The sequence below is a fragment of the Noviherbaspirillum sp. Root189 genome (assembly GCF_001428545.1).
In the GTDB taxonomy this organism is placed as follows: Bacteria; Pseudomonadota; Gammaproteobacteria; order Burkholderiales; family Burkholderiaceae_D; genus Noviherbaspirillum.
On the sequence record NZ_LMHZ01000001.1, the window covers coordinates 181,631 to 202,343 of the forward strand.

Genomic DNA, 20,713 nt, shown 5'->3' on the forward strand with positions numbered 1-20,713 from the left:
CTTCGTCATTTGGGTTGACTATCCCCGGCTGGTTTCAAACCGAACATCGCCATCCCGTTGCGGTACGCAATGCGTTCGGCGACATCACGCGGCAATGCCGACAGCATGCGACGGTAAAACGCGGCGAGGTTTTCGACTTCTGACCAGCGTGGCGTGACCCAGGTATCGGTCCCGACGACAAAGCGGTCCGGATACTTGAGCATCAATTGCTTCCAGCGCGGATTGAGTGTGCCGTTTTCTTCGAGGTCGCCACGGTAGGACAGTTCGCCGACGATGTTCGGGTATTGCGCAAACATTTGCTCGACCTTGTCCATCGAGGTGCTCATTCCGGTATGCGCCCAGATCAGCTTGACGCCGGGGGCGTGGCGCAGGATGCGTTCGACCGCATCCTCGTCCGAATGCGCATGCAACCACAGTCCACGCTCCCTGGCAAGACGCGCAATACTTACCATGTAGGGTGCGTCGGCATCTGCGCCGAAAATATGGAATTCACCGATGCCGCGATAGATGCCACGCTTGAGTTCTTTCTCGACATAGGCTTCCACGCCCTTACTATTGAACCAGTCATGCCGGTCCGGTTGCACGCGATAGGGACGCAGGAAAGGCACGATCTGGATATCCGGGGCCTGTTGCGCCATCAGTTCGAGCGTGCCGTCATTCGGACGGCTGGTAGCCAGCACACCGCGAATGCCGACTTTGCGCCACAGTGCAATGACTTTCGGCGCCGGAATGACAGCCCACGCTTCGACGTTGTAATGCATGTGCGCGTCGAATAGGGGTAGCTGTTCCTGCGCGGGGGCCTGAACGCTGACACCAATGAGGATTCCGCATAGCAGCGCGAGCCGCGCCACGCGGCTCATTCCACGACTCCCAGCTTGCCGCTGTGACTGCCCATGTACCAGAGCTTTCCCTTGGCATCGACGATCATCTTGCGTATTCCTTCATTTTTGGTAGGAAGTGAAAATACCCTGAATTTTTCAGTGGCCGGATCAAACAGGGTCACCGTGTCCGTACCAATCTCGTTCGCCCAGACCTTGCCCGCCCCGTCAACCGTGACTGCATAGGGATTGCCCTGTGCACCGGCCGGCATGTCGTAGCTCTTGACCGGCTTGGCGGTTGCCGCATCGATGTGGGTCAGCTTGCCGTCACCATACCGCACTACCCACAAGGTATTGTCGGGCGCCACCGCAATGCGGCGCGGCAGCGAGCCGCTGCCCAGGTCGATCTCGGACACCTTGCCGGTCGCCGCATCGATGCGTCCGACACGCTGGCCGCTGGCCTGGCAAAACCAGACGTTGCCGCCTTTGTCCATCGCCAGGCCGTAGGGGCCGTCACGCGATGAAAATTCGGTCATCTTGCGCGTGCTGCGCTCGAAGCGGGTGACCTTGTCGGCCGATTGATTGGTAAACCACAAGGCATCCTTGCCATCGAAAATAATCGTGTGCGGACTTCCGCCCGAGGGTGTCTTGTGCGCGATCATGGTGCCGGGCTGACCATCGCGGAAAGGAATTTCGAGCAGAGTGCCGTTGCCGTTACCGGTCATCCAGACGGTGCCGCGTTCATCGACCACCAGCCCGTGCGGACGTGTTCCATTTGGCAAATCCCATTCGTCAAACTTTTGTGTGGCAGGATCGAAGCGCGCGAGTTTGTTGCCGTGCATGACAGCGATGTAAATTTTGCCATCAGGCGCAGCCGCCGGGTCGCGTGCGAACTTCGGTGTGGGAACCTTCCATTCGGTGACTTTGCCCGATGGCATCGAGATGCCCGGCGTGATGGTGTAATTGGAGCCGCCGGCCCATGCCAGCGCAGGCAGCAACAGCAGCAGCAGCAGCAGAAGGGAGGATACGGTACGCATGATGGCGCTCCTTTCTTGGAACGCCCATTGTGACGCAAGCGCGCCGCTTATGCATCCGTCATCGGGATGCAGTCACTAGTGAGGTCGTTGGCGACGCCGGGACCGACGCTGTTTGCGGTGGCGATGGCAATGAAGAAGTCGGCGCGTTTGAAGCGGAAGTCAGTTCTTCCAGCGTGGGAAAATGTGAACTGAGGACAATCATGACCAGGCCCGTGACCAGTGAGGCGACCGCGAGAATGGCGCCCCCGATGTCGAGCATCCGGTTACGCTTTTCCTCCTGCTCGGCCAGCGCACGGTCATAGCCTTGCCGGCGTGATGGCGAAGACAATACCAGGTAAGCGTTGCGCATGCTTTGCAAGCGCGTCTGGTCACGCTTGCGCAAGGGCCGGCCGCCGTTGCCGAGCAGATGACGGTTGAGATGACGGCGATAGCCATGTTCGATATCAATAAGGCTGGCCTGGCGGCTGACGCCCAGCAAATCGTAAAGTGTTTTCATGTAAAAGTGCCTTCCTGACAAGCACCGTCTTTATATCGAAACCACCGCACCGCAACAATCCCGCGTTTATGGGAACGTCATGATGCCGGTAACCAACAGGTGGTCAACATACGGCTGTGCGAAATCTGGCCGCAACAGTTAAAGCTGCGGCATAATTTCCCTATAGCAAATTTTCTATCCACACCGCCGCAGGATGGGCCGCCATGACTTCTGAAAACCCCGTATCGATTGCGAACCTGCGCTTCCTGATTGCCGAAGATGACGAATTCCAGCGGCACTGGCTGGCGGTGATGCTGACCAAGCTGGGGGCGCAGCATATCCTCGAAGCCGAAAACGGCCGTGTCGCGCTCGATCTCCTGCGCAGCAAGCAGGCGGTCGACATCAGCTTCATTGACCTCAACATGCCAAGCATGGATGGTATTGAACTGGTCCGGCATCTGGCCAACGGCGATGACAAGACGGCCATCGTGCTGACCAGCGCGCTTGGATCGGCATTGCTGTTTTCCGTTGAGACCATGTCCAAAGCTTACGGCGTCGATTTGCTGGGTACTTTCGAAAAGCCGGCCACGCCCGAGATACTGCAGCGACTGATCGACCAGTATCGGCCGCCCGTGCCGCGCAACGACGGCAACACCGCGATACCGTCGTTTAGCCTGGAAGAAATCCAGCGGGCCGTGCAGGCGGATCAGTTCGAGCCGTTTTTCCAGCCGAAGGTGGAACTGGCGACGGGCAAGGTGAAAGCAGTGGAAGCCTTTGTCCGCTGGCGTCATCCGCAATACGGTGTGCTGAACCCCGCGTTTTTCATCCCGGTACTGGAAGCCAGCGGCCATATGGAAGACCTGACCTGGTCCGTGATCGAGCGCTCGGTCGCTGCCTGCCGCACCTGGCATGATCGCGGGTTGATGCTGTCGGTGTCGATCAATCTGTCGGTGACTTCGTTGTCGGAACCAGGACTTGCCGAAAAGATTTTGCAACACATTGCCGGTCACGCGATCGCGCCGCAATACGTCACGTTTGAAATCACCGAACTGATGGCCATGACCGATGTGCCGATCTGCCTTGAGAACCTGGCCCGATTACGCATGAAAGGATTCGGGCTGTCAGTCGACGACTACGGCACCGCGCATTCCAACCTGCAGCAACTGTTGCGCATTCCTTTCCTCGATCTCAAGATCGACCGCTCCTTCGTTGCCGGCGCGTCGCAAAACGGGCAAATGCATATTGCGCTGAGTTCTTCGCTGGAACTGGCGCGCAGGTTGCGCCGCAATTCGGTTGCTGTCGGAGTGGAAACACGGGAAGACTGGGATTTGCTGCGCGACCTGGGTTGTACTTATGCGCAAGGCTATTACATTGCCAAGCCGATGGAACGCGATGCGGTGCCAGGCTGGGTAGAAGAGTGGTCGCAGTTTTTCTGAGCCGGCAATCCCGGCAACGATACAAACGCCTCCGGTCTGATGTCACTGCACGCGGGAAGCGTTACACTGGGCGATTGTCTATCGTTTCCTGCACCATGAAATTTTCACATCTGGTCGAAATCAACGACCCGCTTAATCCCCTGATCGATGCCCTGTCACGCGAGCAACTCTGGCGTGGGCTGGTGTTACGCGCGGAAATGCCAAAAGCCTTTGTCCCGTATCTCGATGGCTGCGAAATCCTGGAAAAATCTGCGTTGTCGATGCTGCGCGAACTTCGCTATGGAGAGCTGATCGTACGCGACCGCGTCACCTTCCTGCCGCAGGAACAGATCGTCTATCATGTGCCGCAACAGGAAGGCATCCCGGAATCGACATTGACGATGACCATCGAAGAACCGGAGCCGGAAATCCTGTTCGTGCGCTTCGACTACGACGACGGCGCCAGTGAGGCGCAAGACACCGCAGACGCTTTTTACAACGACTTTCGCAAGTCCGCATATACCGAATCGGATATCGACACGATCCGCACCATTCGCGAAATGGCGGAAGAAGGTCGACTGGGCTGACCGGCCTTCATCTCCACCCTGCACCGCCAATCTCGACTCTCTACCAATAAAAAAGCACCCTGCTTCGGAATGAAGAAGGGTGCTTTGCCCGACGGTTTCGGCTGGCGGCTTAACGCCCGTCAATGGGCATCAAATGAATGCCCATTCATGCACATTAGTGCCGGTGCTGATTGCCCGTGACGCGCTCCGCGCCGTAGCGCACTGCGTCCTTGACCTTTTCCCATGCGCTTTCCGGGTGGTTCGATTCCCAGTCGCTGCGCATCGACGGTTCGACATCTTCCCAGCGAGAGTTCTGGTAACGGCCGCTACCGGCCATCGTCGAACCATAGCGGTAGGCTGCGTCATAGTCCTCATAGCGCCCACCGGACTGGCCATAGGCATTCTGCCAGTGCGTACGATAATCGGAATCGTCCGAAGTCATTGCGGTGTCGCGATAAGCGCTGTCTGCACGGGTGCCTGTGTTGCCGGTTGCACCAAGCTGCTCGACTTCAACGTCGGTGCGACGAACAGTGTCGTTGATATCCTTGGTCTGCTCGGTGACTTCCTTGCCGACCACGACTTCCTCGACGACGCGCGCAGTCTTGGATACCACCGCCTCTTCCGCGCTTTCACGCAGTTCGATTGCACCTTCCTTGATCGCATCCAGGTCGGCGGCCGTCGCCGGCTGGTCGACGGGATGACGTTCAACATGCACGTGTTCTTCACGCAGTTGTACCGATTCGTTGACCGGTGTTTCACGCACACGCTGGTAAACACGCACGCCGCCGCGCTCCACCTGGCGCTTGCCAACCTGCAGTTCTTCTTCGACCACCGGGATGCGAGTGGTATCGCTGCCGCTCAGGTTTTGCGTCGCAGTGGTGTTCGCAGAAGTGTTGCTTGTCATATCCGCCGAGGTGCCCGCAGTCGATGTGGTGCTTGCGCCGGTCCAGTCGCTGGATGGTGTGCGGGACTGCCCATACAGTGCCCGATCCTTTTCGATTTCACTGTCGGTAAACATCGGTGCGCTCTCGTCATAACCGCTCCAGCCCTGTGAGCGCCAGTGCGAACTACGCTCATCGATATCGACCGGATCATAGCGGTTCATGATCTCGGTGGCACGGTCACGCTGCTCGTCGCTCGCGGCATTGACGGTCAGCACACAGCTGCCACGGCGTACCGCTTCCGAATAGACGTCACCGTGTTCGCGGTGTTCTTCCATGCCGAACAGCGAACGGAAGAAATTGCCGATGCCCGACCCGCCAGAGCTGCTTGTGTCGGCGTCTGCAACACGGGTGGAGCTTTCCGAATCGGGACTCAGTTGCACATCGGAACGGGAGAAGCCTGCGGTCATCAATTCATTCAGCGCGTTCTGCGCCTGGGCATAACTGTCGTACACGCCTACTACGGTATTTTCCATGATCAGTCTCTCCAAGAAAACGTTGGTTGCCCGGAATAGGTACCCGGGAGAATCAGACTAGAGTGGTCCTGTGCAGGCATAACTCGTGCCTACCTAGCTAGCCTACTGCGGACGCTGGCCCTCGTCCTTATCGTTACCAATGACTCCGTCATCAAAACGCTCAACCGTGACTTGTTCCGAACGCAGGATAACGCGCTGTGGGTCGGTGACACTTCGCTGTTGCCGACGGATATGGACTTCTTCCTTGAGCATCAGCTGCTTCTTTACCACCAGCACCTCCTCCAGCACAGGGACAATCAGCGTGTCTCCCTCATAGCGCATCTGGGGCGGCGTTTCCTCCGCAATCACACGTCCAACCGTCACGTGCTCCACCAGCAGTTCATCGTGCATCAGGGGCTGATCGATTGTCTGTTCACGTTGCGATACTGTCTTGTGTATGCGTACGCCGCGTCCGGTGTCGACCGTACGTTTGTCAACATGCAGTTCCTCTTCCATCACCGGCAAGGTCATCTGTGTCGGACTGTCGCCAGTCGCAGATGTATTGAAGGTAAATGGAAGGCTGTACACACCATCCTCCCGGGGCATCAGCAGGCTGGAAGGGACAAGGACGAGTGTGCCATCGGTGAGCTTTACCCAGACCTGCGCCTCTTCGGCGGAGTTGCCTTGTTCAAGCGAAGCAATCGATGCCTGATTACCCGCAGCATCCACGACGCGAGCATTAAGTAGCTGCCCCGCCGAAGCAGACAGACTGCCGTTCTGATTGAGTTGCGCCATCGCCGCTTTCCATGTGGGTCAAAGGTGGAATGAAGCATGCAAGGAGCGGGCCGGATGTGACACAAGCGCCAGCGATGAGGAAAAACTGCGGTTACGCAAAACCTCCGCGTTGTTTTTACCTTATTTGAAGAAAAATTTACATGAAGGCTGCACTGTTACCAGTCCTAGAACTATTGGACGGTGCCGGCCTCTTACCCATATTCACTTTTTAACAAAGGAGCCAGCCATGACGATTATTATTGCAGGCCGTTTTCAGGAACAGGCAGAGGCTGACGATACCATCGCCGAACTGCTGCGCGCGGGATTCCCGCGTGACCGCGTCTCTACGTTTTATTGCAATCCGGCCGGGCAACATGCCACCTATCCGATCGGTGGCGACAGCGATAAATCGCCGGGCGCAAAGTCATCGGACAAAAGCGCCGCGGCAGGCGCCGCCGCGGGTGCCGTGATTGGCGTTGCCGCGACACCGATTCTGGGGCCGGTCGGAACCGTTACCGGTGGACTGGTCGGTGCCCATCTTGGTGGACTTGTCGGCGGACTGTCCGGCATGAAAGAGAAAGGCGATGTCGGCGACCATGCGGAAGATGTAGAGAATGCGGTGCCGATGCGCCGCTCCGGCATGATGGTGGCCGTCGCCGTACCCGACCAGGAGTACGAAGATCGCGCACTACAGGTCTTGCGTACGCTGGGTGCGGTCGATATCGAGCGCGCGGAAGGCACGATAGAGAACGGCGACTGGAGTGATTTCGATCCAATGGCGCCGATGAATCTTGTGCAGTATGCCCCCGAACACTCGCGTCCGAGTGGCCCTAATCAAAGAGCCTAGAAATCTGCGGCAGCCTGATCGTTTTCCCGGTAACAGGCATAGGCTTATCTGCTGCGCTGCTGCGTGACGCCGTCGCGATGACGGCGCCCGCACCCGACGCTCTTTCGTTAAAAGTCATTGCCGGGTTATTGCCGCTTAGCCGTCGATATGGGCGATCAGCGGAAGGTGGTCGGAGGCGATGCGAGCCAGCGGCGTCGCATGCACTTCCACATGCACCAGGCGGTGCCTTGGCCGGATCCAGATGCGGTCCAGCGGAAACAGCGGGTAGCGTGAAGGAAAGGTTTTGGGGGCTGGTACCGCCTGAAAATGCGACACCAGCCAGCGTAAGGACTGCCCCCAGACAAACCATTCGTTAAGGTCGCCAAGCAGGATCACCGGCATCTCGTCGGTATCGAACCTCTGTAGCAGCTTGCGTACCTGTTCGCGCCTCTCCTTGACCCTGAGACCGAGATGGGTCGCCACCACGCGCAACAGATGCCCATGGCAATTCACATCGGCGTCGACCGCTGCACGCGGTTCGCGGCTGCCGAACGATAAATCGATATTGCGTACCGACAAAATGGGGTAACGGCTGAGCACGGCGTTGCCATATCGCCGCTCGGGACGATCGCAGGCCGGACCTTCGGCTGCGACATAGCCGGTCGCCTTTTGCAATATGTCCAGTACGTTCGGTGTTCTGGAGCCGCCCATCGGGACTTCTTGCAGGGCAATGATGTCGGCATTGAGTTCCTGCAGCACTTGCGCGACACGTTCAGGGGCAAATTTACCGTCGCAGCCGACAGCGCCATGAATGTTATATGTTGCAATCGTCAACGGCCACGGATCAAGATCCGGCACGGCCGTGGGTATTGCTGTTCTGCTGGTGCTGATCAGGTCATCCATTACGCGGTTCGATTCTCTCTGCGGGTAAGAAGTTTTTGAAGGCCCAGCGCAACGGCGATGATGGACAGCGCGACACCGACGAGGATAGCTACCGTACCGGGAGTGGGATTGCGAATGGCTTCGGCGAGGTGATGCACGAAGGTGACGGTCATGATGATGCCCGGGAGCATACCGAGAAACGTACCGATCAGATAATCACGCAAGCTGATATGTGACGCACCGGCGACGACATTGACAACGGTAAAGGGTGCAACCGGCAGCATGCGAATGATGACCATCGCGACGATGCCGCGTTTGGCGATACGTTTGCTCAGCTTGTTGATGCGTGTGCCAAGCACGCGTTGCACTGTGTCGCGCCCGAGCCACTGGCCGATACCATACGCGACAGTTGCACTCAGCAACGTCCCGCCGATCGCATACAAGGAACCGGTCAACGGTCCAAAGACGATACCCGTAACAGCAATCAGCAAAGTCACAGGGACCATCACCAGACCTGCCAAGACATAGCAGACGACTACCGCAAGCGGGGTGAACGGCAAGTCTTCAAGGTTGCGCGCGAAAGCGACCAGCGCGTCCAGATTGGCCCATTCGCGCAACGGGGTCCAGCGCCAGGCGACAGCAAGCAGAGCCAGTCCAATCGCGAAGAGGCCCAAGCCGACGAGTCGGCGCGGTACCGGCTTGCGTGCTTCATTTGGCAGGAACTGGCTGACCAGTTCGTCCGGGTCGATCGGTTTTTCCGGATCGAACAGCGCCTGTTCGGGAATCAATGCATCCAGCTCCGGTGTCGTGGTGGCGTCCATCACCCGCAAGCTGCGTTCAGAAGTCTGCAATGCCAGTACTGTCCGGTGCAGGCTGTCTTGCTTGTGCATCTCCGCTTCCACGGCCTCCGGCGCAGTGTCCAGATGCTCCGCCAGCAGACGGCTGCGCAAGCGTGAAATAGCGGCCTGTATGCGTGGATCACCACGCGCTTCTATCGTGATGTTGCATTCAGTATCAAGGGCCATGGAGCGACTGCTCAAGTTGGCTGAACCAACTGAAAACAGCTCATCGTCCACCGCAAATACCTTGCTGTGCACATTCAGGCACTGGTCTTTCAGGCCGGGAATATGCGGACAATACATCCGATACCGTTCGTGCCTGTCCGCATCTTTTAATTTCTTGTGGATCCGTGCGCGCAGAACCCCCATAGTGGCCTGTTCCAGCCATCCGCTCTGCGTCTGCGGGGAGATGACCAGCACTTCCGGACCTTTGGGCTCCTTGAGACGCGTGGCGAGTGCATCGGCAATGGTGCCGGACGTGAAATACTGGTTTTCAAAAAACAAGTGCCTGCGTGCGCTGGCGATGGCATCCAGATGCAGTTGCCGGATTTCATGCACACCATGCTGACCTTCGTATTCCGGTTCGGTCCGCGAAATCGCGACATCGATGTCTTCAAGATCGGGCACGACATGCTGCGGCCACGGATCGTGTTCGGTGCGCGAGACGACAACCGGCGTTTCGCCGCAGGCACGCTGCCAGCGGGTGCGTGCCAGTTCACCAAGGGCACAGGCGGCATCTCCGTCCACCATTGCCTGCACATCATGGAAAGGCGCGTGCGGTTTGCCGTCGCTGTCGCGCCGCAGCGGGGCGTGGCATGCATGCTCGGAGGTGTCCCACCTGGCTTTCGTGATGTCGAGCCCGCCGACAAAGGCCACGCTGTCGTCAATGACGACGATTTTCTGGTGATGCGAGCCACCGATCGGATGTTTTGCATCCATGCGGAAAGAAAGCCTGCTGTGGGTACGCCACTCGAGCTTGTATACCGGCAACCATTCGCGCTCCAGCGCGTACAACATGGCGAAGTCCCAGTTGAGCACGTAGGCGCGCAGACTGGGACGCGTTGCAACCACCTGATGCAGGAAATCGCCGAGCCCATCCGGATAGCCATCGTTTGCCCCCCCCGGAATCAGTCGCGTCCGGCTGTCGATATCCCAGCTGAGAATAAATACGCTATGCCGGGCATTGAGAATGGCCGCCCGCACCGCGCGAAAATACGCGTCAGCGTCGACCAGCATGGCAAAGCGCTGCGCATGTTCGATCCGCCAGCAATTACGTCCGGGCTGCAATAGCCCGGACAAAACAGGAGGATGAGGAGAAAGCTGGGGTAAGGCCATGCGCGCGCTGTTGAAAGGAAAGGATTTGCTCTTTCGACGCGGCGCCTCAGATGAAGTTTCTAAGCTTGATCCACCTGCATAGCGGTGAACCTCGCGCGATGATGGCGTGAGCCGGACATGCTATTTAGAAACCCGTCAACCGCCAGATCAACTCAACAGTCCGTATTCGCCGCCGCGCTCCAAGGCCTTGCGGTAGGCGGGACGTTGGTGAATGCGCTCCAGAAAGGCTTGCAACTTGGGATAGCGGGCGTCCAGACCGCCGCGCGCCGCAGCTGCCTCCAGCGGAAAACTCATCTGGATGTCGGCGGCGGAAAATTCATCGCCGGCAAACCATGGACGCTGCGCCAGCTCGCTTTCCAGGTACTCGAGGTGCCGTTTGATCTGCGGTTCGATGAACGTGCTCTTCGCCCGTCCGGCGATGGCTTTGGCGATCGGTTTCACGAAAAACGGCATCGGGCCTTTCTCGATGCGATCGAAGACGAGCTTGAGCAGCAGTGGCGGCATGGCCGAACCTTCCGCATAGTGCAGGAAGTAAGTGTACTTGAGCCGCGATTCGCCACCCCGCCCCGGCGCAAGGCGGCCAGTACCGTAGCGATCGACCAGGTATTCGACAATGGCGCCCGATTCGGCAATCGTCAGGTCGCCGTCGGTGATCACCGGCGACTTGCCCAGTGGATGCACTTGCCGCAGCGTGTCCGGCGCCAGCATGGTCTTCGGGTCGCGCTCGTAGCGCTTCACTTCGTAGTCGAGGCCGAGTTCTTCAAGCAGCCACAGGACGCGCTGCGATCGGGAGTTGTTCAGATGATGGACAATGATCATGCGGTTTCTTTTCGAGGAATGTAGTTATTTGGCAGGCCGGTCCGCTGAACACCCGCGGCAGGCCGATTCTGCCACGAATGCGCGCTCGGCTCAGCAACTGGGCAATTCAGCTGTTAAGCGACAGTCAAATGTCGACCGGATCGACTTCCAGCGACCACTTGGCGCGGGTTTTCATTGCCCGGAGCGCCGCCATCCAGGTTTTCAGGAACATCTGCAAGGCCGGGCGGGATGGCGACTCGATGAGGAGCTGCGCCCGGTCGACGTTGGCAACCCGGGTCATCGTCATCGGAATCGGATCGTTGATCGTGATGCCGGGATGCAGCAGGCAATCCGCCGCCTGCTGCAGGAAGTCGAGCGCGGTCTGCAATTCGCGCGCTTCGGCCCGCAGCAGCGCCTGGTACATGAAAGGCGGCACACCGGCCTGCTGGCGTTCTTCCAGCAGTTCACCGGCAAAGCGGTCATAGTCGTGCGCCATCACGGCGCCGAACAGGGGATGCTGCGGATAGCGGGTCTGTATCAGCACTTCGCTGGCATTGCCGCCTTCCTTGCGCCCGGCCCGTCCCGCCCGGCCCGCGACCTGCATCATCTGCGCAAACAGGCGTTCGCTGGCGCGGTAATCATGCGAGAACAGCGCGGTATCCGGATTGAGTACGCCGACCAGCGTGAGATTGCGGAAATCATGCCCTTTCGCGACCATCTGCGTGCCGATCAGGATGTCGACTTCGCCCTGGTGAACCCGTTCGAAGGCTGCTTGCGCACTCCCCTTGAGCCGCGTCGAGTCGGCATCGATGCGCATGACGCGCGCCTGCGGAAATACCTGCTGCAGGCCCTCTTCCACGCGTTGGGTACCACGCCCGAGCGGTTGCAGGTCGACATTGCCGCAGGTCGGGCAGGACTTCGGAATGCGCTGCTCCAGGCTGCAATGATGGCAGCGCATGCGGTTTTCCGGTTTGTGCAGCACCATGAAGGCGGTACAACGGGTGCAATTGCCGATCCAGCCGCAGGCGTCGCAGGCAAGGACCGGCGCATAGCCGCGGCGGTTCAGGAAAAGCAGCGACTGTTCACCGCGTTCCAGTCGCAGTTTCAGCGCACTGACCAGCGTCGATGTCAGACCTTGGGCCGGCTTGTCGCGCTCCATGTCGATCAGGCGGATGCGCGGCAATGCGGCGTCGGGTGAAGCACGTTCGCGCAATTCCAGCTTGCGATAACGTCCCGATTGTGCGTGATGCCATGTTTCCAGAGAAGGCGTGGCAGAGCCAAGCACGATCGGAATCTTTAATTGGCGGGCACGCCAGACAGCGAGATCGCGCGCCGAATAGCGCAAGCCTTCCTGCTGCTTGTAGGAAGGATCATGCTCTTCGTCGATGATGACCAGCTTGAGACGCGGCAGCGATGCGAGAATCGCCAGGCGCGTTCCAAGAATGATCCGGGCATGTCCCAGATGCCCTGCGAGCCAGTGGCTCAGGCGCTCTCCTTCAGCCAGGCCGCTATGCAGTGTTGCCACCGGTACGCCTGGAAACCGGGCACGAACGTTGTTTTCGAGTTGCGGGGTCAGGTTGATCTCGGGCACCAGAATCAATACCTGGGCCTCGGTTTGTGTGCGTTGCGCGTTTGCCAGCACCTGGGCAGCGGCTTGCAAGTAGACCTCCGTCTTGCCACTGCCGGTGACGCCGTACAACAAGGTCGGGCTGAAACCATCGGCATTACCGATCGCAAATGCCGCCTCGAGCTGCGCGGCATTGAGCACCGGCGCATCGGCTGGTGCGGGGTCATGCGGGAATGCGGTCTTGGCGAGCTTCTTCAGCGCGCGGTCGAGGGATACGGTTTTTTGTACGCGCAGGTTTTTCGGAATGCCTGGCACCATCACTTCGCCGATCGGTCGCTGGTAATAATCGGCGGCAAAACGGCATAGATCGAGCCATTCTGTTGTCAGCGGCGGCAGTTGTGCGCGTACATCGAGCGCGTCCTTGAGTTTGTCCGGAGGTACTTCGGTCCGCGTGCGCACGTCGACAATCACACCGACGACCTCACGCCGGGCAAAGGGCACAAGGACAAGCTGCCCGATCTGTGGCGGCTCGCCATGTCCGGGCCAGCGGTAATCGAAGCAAGTGTCCAGCGGCGTATCCAGGGCGACGTTGAGATAAAGGTCGGTCACGAACTTAATGTATTTCTTGAAAAAGGCGACTAAAGTCGCGATTCTTAAAGGCTTTTCGGACTATCCACAAACCCTGTGGATAACTTTGTGGAGAACCGAAGCTTGATCGACAGCAAACCTGAACCAGGCGTGACCCTCCCTTCATAAAGCGTTGGAGAAGAAAAAAATAAAGCGAGTCATTTCAATTACTTAGGGTGTATCTCTTGGCTCAATGGAATCACTCCACGGAAAAATGCTGTTGCTTTGCACAACTGAGGACGATGACGCAAATTGTGAATAACTCTGTATAAAGCCGCATTTCCCCTTGACTTTTTCCAGACGGCACTGTCCTTATGGCAATACGTGTGCGCGGGCGTTTTCCTTACAGCATTTTTAGATGCGCCAGGTAATGGGCCGAGGCGAGAAATTTTCCGGCATTCAGTGACTGGTAGCAACTTAACAGGTTTATGAAGGATCTCCGCTAAGTTCCCGATTTATAAACATTTTTTTACCTATCCACAAAGTCTGTGGATAACTTTGTGGACAAGCCCTGTATGACGCCCCGGCAGCCCTGATTTTATGCGGTTTTCAATAGAATGCTAAATTGAAAAGCAAAAATTCCGTCCTTTAAAATCAATGACTTAGGAAAACCAAAAAGCGGCTATATATTGACGCTCGCACATTCGTTAACGATTTGCACTATCGCAAAAAATGTGAATAAGCGTCTCATTCCGTCCGGAAGTGTTTCGCCGATGATAGTTGTCCACAGGGGGTTGATAACTTTATTTAATCGCCGCTGCGTTGTGCCCTGCTGAACTCGTGGACTGCGTCCACCAGCACCGATACGGACTCAGGTGGGGTGAACTGCGAAATGCCGTGACCGAGGTTAAATACATGCCCGTGTCCGGCGGTCGGCTTGCCGTAAGAATCGAGCAGGTTTTTCACCTGGGTGCGGATCTGGTCGGTGCCGGCGAACAAGACATTGGGATCGAGATTGCCCTGTAAAGCGACCTGGTGCCCGACACGGGCTCGTGCTTTGCCAAGGTTCACCGTCCAGTCGAGGCCGACCGCATCGGCGCCAATACCGGCAATTTCTTCGAGCCAGAGACCGCCACCTTTGGTAAAGACAATTGCCGGAATCTTGACCCCGTCGTGCTCGCGCTTGAGCTGTTGCATAACTTCGCGCATGTAACTCAACGAAAACTGCTGGTAGATGCCATCGGCGAGCGCCCCACCCCAGGTATCGAAGATCATCACTGCCTGAGCTCCAGCCTCGATCTGCGCATTCAGGTAAGCGGCGACTGCCGTGGCATTGGTCTTCAGAATGTGATGCATCAGGTCGGGGCGGTTGTACAGCATCGTCTTGACGGTCCGGAAATCAGCGGAGCCACCGCCTTCGACCATATAGCAGGCAAGTGTCCATGGGCTGCCGGAAAAGCCGATCAATGGCACGCGGCCAGCCAGTTCGGTACGAATCTGCGTGACCGCATCGAACACGTACTGCAACGATCCGGCTTCCGGGGTCCGCAATGCCATGACGGCCTTTTCGTCGCGCAGTGGACGCTCAAACTTCGGGCCCTCGCCTTCGGCGAAATACAGGCCGAGGCCCATGGCGTCCGGCACCGTCAGAATGTCCGAAAACAGGATTGCCGCGTCCAGCGCATAGCGATTCAGCGGTTGCAGGGTCACCTCGGTTGCGTAATCGGGGCTTTTGGCAAGTCCGAGGAAAGAACCGGCGCGCTTGCGGGTCGCGCAGTATTCCGGCAGGTAGCGGCCGGCCTGGCGCATCAGCCAGAGCGGGGTGTAATCGGTCGGCTGGCGCAGCAAGGCGCGCAGGAAAGTATCGTTTTTCAGGTGGGCAAATGTGTTCGGCATAAGAGGGGCTTTCTGTGAGCCGCCATTATCGCCGATGCCGAGGATTTCCTGCGGCTTCATGAGGATTTTGTCCGCGCCAACCTGTCCGATGCGATGCTTCTTAAGGCAATTGTCGTGAACGTCGGCGAAAATTACGTGGCTGGCTACCCGTGCGGCAACTAGCGATGCAGGATTTTTCCATGCTGCTCTTCGTCGGCGATGCGACGAATGTAGGCGGCAAAGTCAGGATCTTCGCCCCGGAGAAGCTGCGGAAGCAAGTAGTAAAAATCTTCCCGGCGCGACCATTCACGCATGTAATCGTCCCAGGAATTCCAGCGTCGCAATGCCACCCCCTTCAGGTCATCCTCATAGGAAACAATGTAGGCCCGCTCGAACAATGCAATCAGCATTTCGTAGATGATGAGTGTTCGCTCACGCTGCTCATCGGTCAGGTTATTGCTCAGGGTGGCACTGCGCAGCTGCAAATCCGGATTGTTGAGAACAATCTTCAGGAAGTCGTTGTAGGCGTTTTGCAGAAGCTGATACGCCTCTTCATCTTCGGAGTCACGTTCTTTCCGCTGCTCGTACAGGAACAGGAAAATTGCAAATGGCAGGCCGAACACGGTGACCACAAAGCTGGCGGTTTCCCAGAAACCGGGGTCAGTGAAGTAATTCATTGCAATCTCGCTAAGGATATTGCCATCGTACCGCCAATTTCCTTTGCCGGCGAGAATCGCTGCGGTGGCCAGGTTACCGCAGATGGCTACCTGCCGCCTGTGCAAGCAGGTTTGCCCAGGCGGCGCAGCCGGCAGCCGAGGCGTGATAGCCGTCCGAGGCCATCAGGGCGCGATCCCGGACGTCAAGGGCGAGCGGAATATGCAGGGTACCGGGGGCGTACTGTGCGACGAGAGTCCGGGCGACGGCATCCAAGGTCTGAGCCTTGAGCCCCATGACATGGCGTAAAGGCTGCGGCAAGGCGGGAAAATGCGCCATCGGTGGTACGCCTGACACGATAGTGAGCGTCGGCGAACAGCGTTGCTCGATGGCGGCAAGGATGGCCGACAGGTCGCGGCGCCAGCGTGTTGCCGGCTGAAATGCGGTGGTGTCGTTGACGCCGAAAGCGATCAGCGCAATGTCGACCCGGGCTACCGGAATGGTGGGTACCACCTGTTCCAGTGCTTCGGCGGCGGTCACGCCATTCTTCCCGCAAGCGCGCCAGGCCACCGGGCGACGAAGCCGGACGGAGAGTGCTGCGGCGAACTGACCGGTAATGGCTTCGTCGTATGTGGCGACGCCCACACCGGCAATCGGCGACTCACCGACGCCAAGCAGACGAAGCGGCAGTCCGTCGAACTGTGCGCCTGTAAGCCCATGGGCTGGTCCCGCGGCTTCCGGCAGCCTGGGTGTCAGGCGGCGGGTGCGCTTTCCCTGCAGGATAAGGAAAGGCAGCATGGGCAGGGCAACCAGTTCTGGCAAGTAATGGCGCATCGGTTCAGGAGGTTAAGAGCATCTGCGTTCTGATGAAAGTATGGTGGAGCGAGCGGCTGTCACCATGCCAACCGGGCGGGCGGACTACCGAGCGCGAAAGGCCGCCGCTGCTCAGCGGATCTTCAGACCGGCAAGCGCCGGGTTTGCTAGCGGATAGGCAAACTTCATGGCTTCCATGGTTTCGCAGACAATTGAAGCGATTGCCAGGTTGCGATGGGTCTTGGAGTCAGCCGGAATGATATACCAGGGCGCGTGGTCGGCGTCGGTCTCGTCAATCGCGGTCTGATACGCCTTCTGGTAGTCATCCCAGTGGATGCGTTCATCCAGGTCTTTCGGGTCGAATTTCCAGTGCTTTTCCGGATCGTCGACGCGTTCCTGCAGGCGTTTGCGCTGCTCATCCCGCGAAATATGGAGAAAAAATTTCAGCAATATCGTGCCGGTTTCCGACAGCATTCGTTCGAAGTCACGGATTTGTGCATAGCGCCGCTTGCATTCATCCGCGTCGATCCATTCGTGCACGCGAGTGATCAGCACGTCTTCGTAATGGCTGCGGTTGAAGATCGCCAGCTCGCCTTGGCCCGGCACCTGCTGGTGCACGCGCCACAGGTAATCGTGCTCCTTTTCGGACTGGGTTGGCGCCTTGAACGGTATCGTCCGGACGCCTAGCGGATCAATCTTGCCGAAGACGCCCTTGACGGTACCGTCCTTGCCTGACGTATCCATCCCTTGGAGGATGACGAGGATCTTGCGTTTGTGCTCGGCATAGAAGACGTTCTGCATGTCAGCGATGCGTTGCGCCATTTCATCGACACGCTGCTTGTCCGCATTCTTGTCGTCCGAGCTGAGCGACTTGTCGCCGGCCGCTTTATCTTCAATGTTCAGTTTTTTGGGTTTGCGAAATTCTTCGCGTGCGGTCATGGCTTCTCCATTGGGGAAACAGTTGCATGTGCTTGATCAGATGCTTCTATTCATCTTACTGACCGCGACACGTTCGTTGGGTTCGGCGTTCCCGAGTTTCGAGCGGTTTTGCGGGCAACAAAAAAGGCAGCCGAAGCTGCCTTTTGATTTTACTGCCGTACCGGATTAGCGTTTTTGACGCAGCTTCTGAATCGCTGCCAATTGCGCGACTGCAGCGGCCAGTTCAGCCTGTGCCTTCGCATAATCAATCGACGAATCCTTGTTCGACAATGCCTCTTCCGCCAGTTTCTTGGCTTCCGAAGCTTTCGCCTCGTCCAGGTCGGCACCGCGGATGGCCGTATCGGCCAGTACGGTGACGCCATTCGGCTGCACTTCGAGAATGCCGCCCGCCACGAAAACGAATTCGTCTTCGGCTTGGCCCGGCACCTTGATGCGAACCGCACCCGGCTTGATGCGGGTGATCAGCGGAGTATGCATCGGGTAGATACCCAATTCGCCCGCTTCACCCGGCAACGCGACGAACTCGGCTTCACCGGCGAAGATTTGTTCTTCGGCGGAGACGACGTCTACGTGAATAGTGTTTGCCATGTTAGAACCTTATATGTTCGTCCGAAGATCCGGGAGTAGCAGGCTGACGAAAGGCGGCGGACCGCATGCCGACAACCCTTACCGGATAACTGGTTTGCCCCTGTCCCCTTGCATGCAGAGGGAAAGGCTGGTTGCAGGATGGGACTTCCGAAGATGCGTTGACCGCATCCTGCACCGGCCCTCCCCGAAGGGAGGGAGCGAATCAGCATTACTGGATCTTCTTGGCTTTTTCGATTGCTTCTTCGATCGTGCCGACCATGTAGAACGCCTGTTCCGGCAGGTGATCGAGTTCGCCGGAAGCGATCATCTTGAAGCCCTTGATCGTGTCTTTCAGCGAAACGTACTTGCCCGGGGAACCGGTGAACACTTCAGCAACGTGGAACGGCTGGGACAGGAAACGCTGCATCTTACGTGCGCGTGCCACAACCAGCTTGTCTTCCGGTGCCAGTTCGTCCATGCCCAGAATCGCGATAATGTCGCGCAATTCCTTGTAGCGCTGCAGGGTGCCCTGAACGGCGCGTGCGGTCTCGTAGTGTTCCTGACCGACGACGTTCGGGTCCAGCTGACGCGATGTGGAGTCGAGCGGGTCAACCGCAGGGTAGATACCCAGCGCAGCAATATCACGGCTCAACACGACGGTGGAGTCGAGGTGAGCAAACGTGGTTGCCGGAGACGGGTCGGTCAAGTCGTCCGCAGGGACGTACACGGCCTGGATCGATGTGATCGAACCGGTCTTGGTCGACGTAATACGCTCTTGCAGGCGGCCCATTTCTTCGGCCAGTGTCGGCTGGTAACCCACCGCGGAAGGCATACGGCCCAGCAGCGCGGACACTTCGGTACCGGCCAGTGTGTAGCGGTAGATGTTGTCGACGAAGAACAGCACGTCACGGCCTTCGTCACGGAAGGATTCCGCGATGGTCAGACCGGTCAGCGCGACGCGCAGACGGTTGCCCGGCGGTTCATTCATCTGGCCGTAGACCATCGCGACCTTGGAGTTTGCCAGGTTGTCGAGGTCGACGACCTTGGAGTCCGCCATTTCGTGATAGAAGTCGTTACCTTCACGAGTACGCTCACCCACACCGGCAAACACGGACAGACCCGAGTGCGCCTTCGCGATGTTGTTGATCAGTTCCATCATGTTCACGGTCTTGCCCACACCTGCACCGCCGAACAGACCGACCTTACCGCCTTTTGCGAACGGGCAGACCAAGTCAATCACCTTGATGCCTGTCTCCAGCAGTTCCTGCGACGGCGACAGGTCGTCGTATGCAGGCGCCTTGCGGTGGATCGATGCGGTGCGGTCGGAAGTGACCGGACCACGTTCGTCGATTGGATTACCCAACACGTCCATGATGCGGCCCAGAGTAGCGGGACCGACCGGCACCATGATCGGTGCGCCAGTGTTCTGGATGGTCATGCCGCGACGCAGACCGTCGGAAGTGCCCAGAGCGATGGTACGGACGATGCCGTCGCCAAGCTGCTGCTGCACTTCGAGAGTCAGCTCGGAGCCTGCCATTTTCAAGGCGTCATACACCTTGGGCATGGCGTTGCGCGGAAATTCCACGTCAACCACGGCACCGATACACTGAACGATTTTGCCTTCAGCCATGTTCGTTCCTTCAATATTTAATGTAGATTCGTTTCGTTAAACCGCAGCCGCACCGGCGACGATCTCGGACAGTTCCTTGGTAATCGCAGCCTGACGGGTCTTGTTATAGACCAGTTTCAGTTCGCCGATCACGTTACCTGCGTTGTCCGAAGCGGCCTTCATCGCGACCATGCGCGCCGATTGCTCGGACGCCATGTTTTCGGCAACAGCCTGGTAGATCAACGCTTCGACATAGCGCACCAGCAGCTCATCGATGACAGTCTGCGCATCCGGCTCGTAGATGTAATCCCATGCATGGGACGACTTATCCGCTTCCATCCGCTCGGACGACAATGGCAGGAGCTGATCCATCATCGGCTCCTGGCGCATCGTGTTGATGAACTTGGTGTAGCACACGTATACGGCGTCGAGCTTGCCTTCCTGATACGCATCGAGCAGCACCTTGACCGGTCCGATCAGCTTTTCCAGGTGCGGCGTATCGCCGAGCTGGATTGCGTGGGACACAACCTTCGCGCCAATGCGGTTCAGGAAACCGAAACCCTTGTTACCGATCGCAACTGCTTCAACTTTCTTGCCCTGACCTTCGAGTTCACGCACCTTGGTGGTCACCTGACGCAGCACGTTGGTGTTCATGCCGCCGCACAGACCCTTGTCGGTCGTGACGACGATGATGCCCACTGTCTTTGCCGTGTCCTGCTTGACCAGGAACGGGTGTGTGTACTCGGGGTTGGCCTGCGACAAGTGAGCGGCGATATTACGAATCTTGTCACTGTAGGGACGTGCCGAACGCATCCGGTCCTGCGCCTTGCGCATTTTGGATGCGGCGACCATTTCCATCGCCTTGGTGATCTTCTTCGTATTCTCAACGCTCTTGATCTTGCCGCGTATCTCTTTACCTGCAGCCATGAGTACTTACTCCTTTAGCCTAAAGCTCCGTGGC

Annotated in this window: 19 protein-coding genes; 3 read left to right on the top strand and 16 right to left on the bottom strand. The window is 58.1% G+C overall.

What is annotated here, in order from left to right; genetic code table 11:
• Positions 1-5: 5 nt before the first annotated feature.
• From ASE07_RS00915 to ASE07_RS00925, 3 genes are read right to left on the bottom strand one after another with little or no spacing between them, the layout of a single operon-like run.
• Positions 6-860 (bottom strand): amidohydrolase family protein, encoded by an 855-nt coding sequence (locus ASE07_RS00915; protein ID WP_057288905.1) that lies wholly within the window; start codon positions 858-860, stop codon positions 6-8.
• Entirely contained in the window at positions 857-1,855 is a 999-nt protein-coding gene (locus ASE07_RS00920) for a Vgb family protein (protein WP_057288906.1), read from the bottom strand. The genes ASE07_RS00915 and ASE07_RS00920 overlap by 4 nt, the downstream gene beginning before the upstream one ends.
• Before the next feature lie 58 nt (positions 1,856-1,913).
• Complete coding sequence (locus ASE07_RS00925) at positions 1,914-2,351, bottom strand: J domain-containing protein (protein WP_057288907.1); 438 nt, start codon at positions 2,349-2,351, stop codon at positions 1,914-1,916.
• Between the two features lie 203 nt (positions 2,352-2,554).
• Between ASE07_RS00925 and ASE07_RS00930 the strand changes: the two genes are divergently transcribed.
• Positions 2,555-3,766 (top strand): EAL domain-containing response regulator, encoded by a 1,212-nt coding sequence (locus ASE07_RS00930; protein WP_057288908.1) that lies wholly within the window; start codon positions 2,555-2,557, stop codon positions 3,764-3,766.
• A 95-nt stretch (positions 3,767-3,861) separates the two neighbouring features.
• Positions 3,862-4,332 carry an SRPBCC family protein gene (locus ASE07_RS00935; protein ID WP_057288909.1) on the top strand — a complete coding sequence of 157 codons (471 nt, stop codon included), beginning with the start codon at positions 3,862-3,864 and terminating at the stop codon, positions 4,330-4,332.
• Between the two features lie 154 nt (positions 4,333-4,486).
• Here ASE07_RS00935 and ASE07_RS00940 read toward each other — a convergent pair whose 3' ends face one another.
• Together ASE07_RS00940 and ASE07_RS29560 are read right to left on the bottom strand one after the other, a co-directional pair.
• The gene (locus ASE07_RS00940) at positions 4,487-5,728 is read right to left on the bottom strand and encodes a YsnF/AvaK domain-containing protein (protein WP_057288910.1); all 1,242 of its coding nucleotides are present in this window, start codon (positions 5,726-5,728) and stop codon (positions 4,487-4,489) included.
• A 102-nt stretch (positions 5,729-5,830) separates the two neighbouring features.
• Positions 5,831-6,502, bottom strand: coding sequence for a YsnF/AvaK domain-containing protein (locus tag ASE07_RS29560; protein WP_235548303.1), 672 nt, complete (start codon positions 6,500-6,502; stop codon positions 5,831-5,833).
• A 226-nt stretch (positions 6,503-6,728) separates the two neighbouring features.
• Here ASE07_RS29560 and ASE07_RS00950 point away from each other — a divergent pair, with 226 nt between their 5' ends.
• On the top strand, positions 6,729-7,328 hold the full coding sequence (locus ASE07_RS00950) for a hypothetical protein (protein WP_057288911.1): 600 nt from the start codon (positions 6,729-6,731) through the stop codon (positions 7,326-7,328).
• 135 nt (positions 7,329-7,463) lie between these two features.
• Here the strand turns inward: ASE07_RS00950 and ASE07_RS00955 are convergent, their stop codons facing one another.
• From ASE07_RS00955 to atpG, 11 genes are all read right to left on the bottom strand, one after another.
• Complete coding sequence (locus ASE07_RS00955) at positions 7,464-8,210, bottom strand: endonuclease/exonuclease/phosphatase family protein (protein ID WP_057288912.1); 747 nt, start codon at positions 8,208-8,210, stop codon at positions 7,464-7,466.
• Positions 8,210-10,363: a VTT domain-containing protein gene (locus ASE07_RS00960; protein ID WP_057288913.1), complete on the bottom strand. Its 2,154-nt coding sequence runs from the start codon at positions 10,361-10,363 to the stop codon at positions 8,210-8,212. The genes ASE07_RS00955 and ASE07_RS00960 overlap by 1 nt, the downstream gene beginning before the upstream one ends.
• Before the next feature lie 147 nt (positions 10,364-10,510).
• Positions 10,511-11,182 (bottom strand): glutathione S-transferase family protein, encoded by a 672-nt coding sequence (locus ASE07_RS00965; RefSeq protein ID WP_057288914.1) that lies wholly within the window; start codon positions 11,180-11,182, stop codon positions 10,511-10,513.
• A gap of 124 nt (positions 11,183-11,306) precedes the next feature.
• A complete protein-coding gene (locus tag ASE07_RS00970) occupies positions 11,307-13,337 on the bottom strand; it encodes a primosomal protein N' (protein WP_057288915.1) in 2,031 nt (676 codons plus the stop codon).
• A 765-nt stretch (positions 13,338-14,102) separates the two neighbouring features.
• Positions 14,103-15,191, bottom strand: a complete 1,089-nt coding sequence (gene hemE / locus ASE07_RS00975) for a uroporphyrinogen decarboxylase (protein ID WP_057289068.1) — start codon at positions 15,189-15,191, stop codon at positions 14,103-14,105.
• Positions 15,192-15,349: 158 nt separating this feature from the next.
• On the bottom strand, positions 15,350-15,847 hold the full coding sequence (locus ASE07_RS00980; RefSeq protein ID WP_057289069.1) for a hypothetical protein: 498 nt from the start codon (positions 15,845-15,847) through the stop codon (positions 15,350-15,352).
• Between the two features lie 73 nt (positions 15,848-15,920).
• Positions 15,921-16,646 (bottom strand): SGNH/GDSL hydrolase family protein, encoded by a 726-nt coding sequence (locus ASE07_RS00985; protein ID WP_235548304.1) that lies wholly within the window; start codon positions 16,644-16,646, stop codon positions 15,921-15,923.
• 123 nt (positions 16,647-16,769) lie between these two features.
• Positions 16,770-17,576 (bottom strand): PPK2 family polyphosphate kinase, encoded by an 807-nt coding sequence (locus ASE07_RS00990; protein WP_057288917.1) that lies wholly within the window; start codon positions 17,574-17,576, stop codon positions 16,770-16,772.
• Positions 17,577-17,741: 165 nt separating this feature from the next.
• The gene (locus ASE07_RS00995; RefSeq protein WP_057288918.1) at positions 17,742-18,164 is read right to left on the bottom strand and encodes a F0F1 ATP synthase subunit epsilon; all 423 of its coding nucleotides are present in this window, start codon (positions 18,162-18,164) and stop codon (positions 17,742-17,744) included.
• A 208-nt stretch (positions 18,165-18,372) separates the two neighbouring features.
• Positions 18,373-19,773, bottom strand: a complete 1,401-nt coding sequence (atpD, locus tag ASE07_RS01000) for a F0F1 ATP synthase subunit beta (protein WP_057288919.1) — start codon at positions 19,771-19,773, stop codon at positions 18,373-18,375.
• A 36-nt stretch (positions 19,774-19,809) separates the two neighbouring features.
• A complete protein-coding gene (gene atpG / locus ASE07_RS01005) occupies positions 19,810-20,679 on the bottom strand; it encodes a F0F1 ATP synthase subunit gamma (protein WP_057288920.1) in 870 nt (289 codons plus the stop codon).
• Between the last annotated feature and the right edge of the window lie 34 nt (positions 20,680-20,713).

What these genes read in the sequence shown, in the direction of transcription:
- ASE07_RS00915 (WP_057288905.1), bottom strand. Translation starts at nt 860, where the DNA reads ATGAGCCGCGTGGCGCGGCTCGCGCTGCTATGCGGAATCCTCATTGGT.
- ASE07_RS00920 (WP_057288906.1), bottom strand. Translation starts at nt 1,855, where the DNA reads ATGCGTACCGTATCCTCCCTTCTGCTGCTGCTGCTGCTGTTGCTGCCT.
- ASE07_RS00925 (WP_057288907.1), bottom strand. Translation starts at nt 2,351, where the DNA reads ATGAAAACACTTTACGATTTGCTGGGCGTCAGCCGCCAGGCCAGCCTT.
- ASE07_RS00930 (WP_057288908.1), top strand. Translation starts at nt 2,555, where the DNA reads ATGACTTCTGAAAACCCCGTATCGATTGCGAACCTGCGCTTCCTGATT.
- ASE07_RS00935 (WP_057288909.1), top strand. Translation starts at nt 3,862, where the DNA reads ATGAAATTTTCACATCTGGTCGAAATCAACGACCCGCTTAATCCCCTG.
- ASE07_RS00940 (WP_057288910.1), bottom strand. Translation starts at nt 5,728, where the DNA reads ATGGAAAATACCGTAGTAGGCGTGTACGACAGTTATGCCCAGGCGCAG.
- ASE07_RS29560 (WP_235548303.1), bottom strand. Translation starts at nt 6,502, where the DNA reads ATGGCGCAACTCAATCAGAACGGCAGTCTGTCTGCTTCGGCGGGGCAG.
- ASE07_RS00950 (WP_057288911.1), top strand. Translation starts at nt 6,729, where the DNA reads ATGACGATTATTATTGCAGGCCGTTTTCAGGAACAGGCAGAGGCTGAC.
- ASE07_RS00955 (WP_057288912.1), bottom strand. Translation starts at nt 8,210, where the DNA reads ATGGATGACCTGATCAGCACCAGCAGAACAGCAATACCCACGGCCGTG.
- ASE07_RS00960 (WP_057288913.1), bottom strand. Translation starts at nt 10,363, where the DNA reads ATGGCCTTACCCCAGCTTTCTCCTCATCCTCCTGTTTTGTCCGGGCTA.
- ASE07_RS00965 (WP_057288914.1), bottom strand. Translation starts at nt 11,182, where the DNA reads ATGATCATTGTCCATCATCTGAACAACTCCCGATCGCAGCGCGTCCTG.
- hemE (WP_057289068.1), bottom strand. Translation starts at nt 15,191, where the DNA reads ATGCCGAACACATTTGCCCACCTGAAAAACGATACTTTCCTGCGCGCC.
- ASE07_RS00980 (WP_057289069.1), bottom strand. Translation starts at nt 15,847, where the DNA reads ATGAATTACTTCACTGACCCCGGTTTCTGGGAAACCGCCAGCTTTGTG.
- ASE07_RS00990 (WP_057288917.1), bottom strand. Translation starts at nt 17,576, where the DNA reads ATGACCGCACGCGAAGAATTTCGCAAACCCAAAAAACTGAACATTGAA.
- ASE07_RS00995 (WP_057288918.1), bottom strand. Translation starts at nt 18,164, where the DNA reads ATGGCAAACACTATTCACGTAGACGTCGTCTCCGCCGAAGAACAAATC.
- atpD (WP_057288919.1), bottom strand. Translation starts at nt 19,773, where the DNA reads ATGGCTGAAGGCAAAATCGTTCAGTGTATCGGTGCCGTGGTTGACGTG.
- atpG (WP_057288920.1), bottom strand. Translation starts at nt 20,679, where the DNA reads ATGGCTGCAGGTAAAGAGATACGCGGCAAGATCAAGAGCGTTGAGAAT.